The organism is Deltaproteobacteria bacterium (assembly GCA_016234845.1).
Taxonomy (GTDB): domain Bacteria; phylum Desulfobacterota; class Deferrimicrobia; order Deferrimicrobiales; family Deferrimicrobiaceae; genus JACRNP01.
This window is the reverse complement of the sequence record JACRNP010000191.1, coordinates 1-4,615: the sequence shown is the minus strand read 5'-3', so window position 1 is coordinate 4,615 and position 4,615 is coordinate 1. Positions and strand designations below refer to the sequence as shown.

General features: G+C 67.2%; 7 protein-coding genes. 5 read left to right on the top strand and 2 right to left on the bottom strand.

What is annotated here, in order from left to right:
• Window positions 1-615 (bottom strand): MBL fold metallo-hydrolase (locus tag HZB86_12000; GenBank protein ID MBI5906245.1); only part of this gene is annotated, 615 nt, incomplete at its 3' end.
• A gap of 109 nt (window positions 616-724) precedes the next feature.
• Window positions 725-976, bottom strand: a complete 252-nt coding sequence (locus HZB86_11995; GenBank protein ID MBI5906244.1) for a carboxymuconolactone decarboxylase family protein — start codon at window positions 974-976, stop codon at window positions 725-727.
• Between the two features lie 213 nt (window positions 977-1,189).
• Between HZB86_11995 and HZB86_11990 the strand changes: the two genes are divergently transcribed.
• From HZB86_11990 to HZB86_11970, 5 genes are all read left to right on the top strand, one after another.
• Window positions 1,190-2,650 carry a PLP-dependent aminotransferase family protein gene (locus HZB86_11990; GenBank protein MBI5906243.1) on the top strand — a complete coding sequence of 487 codons (1,461 nt, stop codon included), beginning with the start codon at window positions 1,190-1,192 and terminating at the stop codon, window positions 2,648-2,650.
• Window positions 2,647-3,219, top strand: coding sequence for a flavodoxin family protein (locus HZB86_11985; protein MBI5906242.1), 573 nt, complete (start codon window positions 2,647-2,649; stop codon window positions 3,217-3,219). The genes HZB86_11990 and HZB86_11985 overlap by 4 nt, the downstream gene beginning before the upstream one ends.
• On the top strand, window positions 3,216-3,884 hold the full coding sequence (locus HZB86_11980) for an NAD(P)H-dependent oxidoreductase (GenBank protein ID MBI5906241.1): 669 nt from the start codon (window positions 3,216-3,218) through the stop codon (window positions 3,882-3,884). The genes HZB86_11985 and HZB86_11980 overlap by 4 nt, the downstream gene beginning before the upstream one ends.
• A gap of 2 nt (window positions 3,885-3,886) precedes the next feature.
• Entirely contained in the window at window positions 3,887-4,363 is a 477-nt protein-coding gene (locus HZB86_11975) for a cupin domain-containing protein (GenBank protein MBI5906240.1), read from the top strand.
• A gap of 85 nt (window positions 4,364-4,448) precedes the next feature.
• A partial coding sequence (locus HZB86_11970; GenBank protein ID MBI5906239.1) for a DUF1343 domain-containing protein occupies window positions 4,449-4,615 on the top strand: 167 nt, incomplete at its 3' end.

The window sequence follows — 4,615 nt, the reverse complement described above, 5'->3', positions numbered from 1 at the left end:
GGTCGCATAGTCGAGATGCCCCTTCACCTTCCGGTCGAAGAAGTACGCTTCGCATACGAAAAGGTCCGCGCCGCGCGCCGCCTCGACGAGAGCCGGTGTCCATTCGGTGTCTCCCGAATAGGCGATCACGCGCCCCGCCACATCGACGCGCAATGCGTACGGTATCGCGCCGCTGGAATTGATCACGGGGAACGCCGTGATGTCGATCCCGTCGATCGCCGTACCCGTGCGCGGCGGAAGCTCGACGAACCTCAGGTCGAAATCCCGCCGGGCACCCGCGGAGCCGGGGAACAGGACCTCCATCGCGGCCGTGACGCGCTCGCGGAGTCCGGGCGGACCGACGATGGTCAATGGACCCGTCCGTTTCGTGACGAGTTGGGCGTCCAGGACGAAGAACGGGATGCCTCCGAAGTGGTCGCCGTGGAGATGGCTGACCAGGATCTTGCTGACCTCCCGGGGGTCGATCCGCGCCCGCTTCATCGCGATGAGCGAAGAGGCTCCGCAGTCCAGGAGGAACCGATCCGACGGCGTTCGCACCGAGATGCACGCCTGGAACCGGCCGCCGCTTCCGAACGCGTCGCCGGACCCCAGGAACAGGACCTCGATCGGGTTCATTTCCATGTCTCGCCTTTCGGGCCAGGCACCCCGGGGAGCGCATCCCCCGGGGCGCTCCTGGCCGTCGATTCACCCGATGGGACGGCGCCTCCCCCTCGTACCCTTCGCATCAGCCGCAGCAGGCCGACTTCTCCCCCGCCTGTGCCGGTTGGGTTTCCTTCACGGCCGCCGCGAACTGGTCCATCTTGGCCGACGCGCCTTTGCGGACCTGCTTCCCGACCTCGATCGCCGCCTTCACCTCCCAGGAATCCGCCCCGGCCGTGAAGGCCTTCTCCGAGTGGTACTGGAGGCACGGCTGGCAATTCGCCGTGATCGACGCTCCCACCGCCACGAGCTCCTTCACCTTCTCGCTCAGTTCCATGACTTCCCTCCCCTGTTTTTTGCCGCCGCCAGGAAGCATTCGAGCCGCCCGCAGCGTTTGCTCGCCAATATGCAGGCTCCGGGGATGGAAAAACAGACACACATCCTGAAATACATTCCTGCTACAGATTGCAGAAATTGTTAACTGTACCCATTTCAATTCGGAATAATTGTATCTGTTACTGTCGCCCTTCCGATGTACAATCGAGCCACCATGGAGACCACCCGACAGGTCGAGACGTCAAAACCGCCGCTGTACGAGGAGATCGCCACGCGGATCGGCGGCCTCATCGACCAGGGAACGTACCGGCCCGGGGAACGGATCCCGTCCATCCGGGCGCTCAGCCGGCAGATGCAGGTCAGCGTCAACACGGTCATGGAGGCGTACGCGCGCCTTGAGAACAGCGGGATCGTGGAGGCGCGCCCCCAGTCCGGCTACTACGTCCGGGCCCGCCTTCCGGAACCCGGGGGAGGAAGCGCGAAGGGAGAGACGGTCGAGGAGCCCACCGCGTGCTGCGTCTCGATCGAGGAGGGGCCGATGCGGATCATGCGGACCCTTTCCGACCCGTCCATGGTCGCGCTCGGCGGCGGGATCCCCAATTCCGACCTTCTGCCGGTCGACCGGCTGAACCGGATGCTCGCATCCGAGTCGCGGCGATTCCGGATGCAGAGCGTCTCCTACACCGGGCCGCGCGGGACCGAGCGGCTCCGTACGCAGATCGCCAAGCGCTCCTTGAGCTACGGCTGCGCCTTCTCCCCCGAGGATATCGTGGTCACTTCCGGCTGCGTCGAGGCGGTGACGCTCGCGCTGCAGGCGACCTGCCGCCCCGGCGACACGGTCGCCATCGCCTCCCCGGTCTACTACACCTTCCTTCACTCCATCCAGTGGATGGGGCTCAAGGTCCTCGAGATCCCGTCCACGCCCAGGGAGGGTATGAGTCTGGAGGTGCTGGGGTACGCGATCCGGAACAACCCGGTCCACGCATGCCTCGTCATTTCGAACTTCAACAACCCGCTCGGGAGCGTGATGCCGGACGACAGGAAGCGCGAGCTGGTCGGGCTGCTGGCGCGGCACGACATCCCCCTGATCGAGGACGACGTGTACGGCGACCTGGCGTTCGGGCCCGACCGCCCTTCCGCGGTGAAGGCGTTCGACGATAATGGTCTCGTGCTGTACTGCTCCTCCTTCTCCAAGACCCTCGCGCCCGGCTACCGAGTCGGGTGGATCGCCCCGGGCAGGCACCTTCGAAAGGTGATGCAGCTCAAGTCCCTGTTCAACATCGCCACCGCCACCCCGACCCAGCTCGCCATCGCGGAGTTCCTGACCAGCGGCGGGTACGACCACCACCTGCGGGGGATCCGCCGCGTCTACGGCCGGCAGATGGAAAAGGTCCGGGACGCCGTCGCGCGCCACTTCCCGCCGGGGACACGAATCACGCGCCCCGAGGGGGGGTTCGTCCTCTGGGTGGAGATGCCGGAGGGGGTGGATTCCATGCGACTGCACGAGGAGGCCCGGAAGAAGGGGATCGGCATCGCCCCCGGCACCCTCTTCTCGACGGTCGGCCGCTACGGCAACTGCATCCGCCTCAACGCCGCCTTCTGGTCGGAGCGGGTCGACCAGGCGCTGGAAACCGTCGGCGGGATGGCGGGAAGAACGCTCGGAGGGTCGCCTTGAAGGCGCTTGTGCTGGACGGAAGCCGCGAGGGGGACCTCCTGACCCCCGTCGCCGTCCGGGGGGTGGTCTCCGCGCTCGCCGGACGCGCGGTCGATGTCCGCCATGTGGCATTGCGCGAACTCGCCATCTCCCCCTGCGCCGGGTGTTTCGGGTGCTGGACACGCACCCCGGGGGAGTGCGTGATCGAGGACGCCGCAAGCGATGTGCTGCGCTCCTACGTGGGATCGGACGTCGTGGTGTACGCGACACCGGTGACGTTCGGCGGCTACTCGTCCGAGCTGAAGAAGATGCTCGACCGGTTCATCCCCGTGCTGGATCCGCGGTTCACCACCGTGGGCGGCGAAGTGCACCATCTCCTGAGGTACCGGAGATACCCGAAGACGATCGGTCTGGGGACGTTGCCGTTTCCCGACCCCGAAGCCGAGCGGCTGTTCGCCGGGCTTGTGGCCCGAAACGGACTGAACATCCACCAAACGGTCGAATCGACCGTCCTGGTGGGCGTCGCGGACGCGGAACCGGCGCGACGGTCCGCGGAACGCCTCCTCGACCGGGCCGGGGTGACGCGATGAACGCGCTGATCCTGACCGGGAGCCCCAAGGGCCGGAAGTCGGCTTCCTTCACTCTGGCATCGAAGCTCGCCGAGGGACTGCGGAAAAACGGCGCGTCCGTTTGCGAAGAACCGGTCCATGCCGGCCTGCGCACGGATGAAGGAACACGGCGACTGCTGGAGGCGGTCGATGCATCCGACCTTGTGGTGCCGGTGTTTCCTCTCTACGTCGACTCGCTTCCGGCGCCCCTCACTCGACTGCTCGAGCTTGTCGCCGGGCGCCGGGCCGGGGTCGCTTCCGAGTCGAATCCGCGGCTCGCCGTAATCGTCCAGTGCGGCTTCCCCGAGGCGCACCAATGCGACACCGCCGTGGGGATCTGCCGCCTCTTCGCGGAGCGCACCGGCATGCGGTGGGCCGGCGCGCTCGCCATGGGGATGGGGGGGTCGGTCGGGGAAGATATCCGGCGCCTCCCCGGCGGCGGGAAGCACGTGATCCGCGCGTTGGACATGACGGCGGAATCCCTCGCGAAAGACGGCGACGTCCCCGCGGAGGCGGCGACGCTGTTCGCGAGACCGCTCATGCCGCGCTGGTTGTACAACCTGTTCGGCAATCTGGGGTGGCGGATGCAGATGCGGAAGCACGGAACGCGGCGGCCGATCGCGTACCGGCCCTATTCGCAGGAGTGACGATGACGGATCCGCGGAAGATCGTCGCGGAGTACCGGCTGAAACGCCACCCGGAGGGAGGGTGGTTCCGCGAAGTGCACCGATCGGCACATCCCCCCGTCCGGATCCACGGGTATCCCGGCCCGCGGGCGACGTTCACCGTCATCTACTTCCTGCTCGCCCGGGGGGATTTCTCGGCCTTCCACCGGTTGCGGGGCGAGGAGACGTGGATCCACCTCGCGGGGGACCCGCTCGAGCTCGTGGTCATGAGCCGGCGGGTCCGCAAGGTCCTTCTGGATTCCGCGACGAGAAGGGGCAAGCCCATCGCCGTGGTGCCCGCCGGTGCGCTCCAGGCGGCGCGGACGACCGGGGCGTACACCCTTTCGGCCTGTTTCGTCGCCCCGGGGTTCGAATACGCGGACTTCTCGATCCCGTCTCGGGAGGAGTTGCTCCGGGATCACCCGCGGCGGAAGGAGCTGATTCTGGACTTTACGCGGTAACGGCTTCGCCGCGCTTCTCCCCCCCCTTCTCCGGCGCAGTCCGGCAACCCGGTTTCGTCTCCCGGCGGATGTGGTATCTTCCCCGGTGATGCGGAACCCGGACAGGAATCCGAAGCGTCGACCCGGCACGGTTTCCACGGGGCTCGACGTTCTCGTGGAGAAGCGGTTCGGCCCCCTGAAGGGGCTCGCGGTCGGCCTCGTCTGCAACCCCACGTCGGTGGACCGGCGGCTGCGCCACGCCGCGGACCTGTT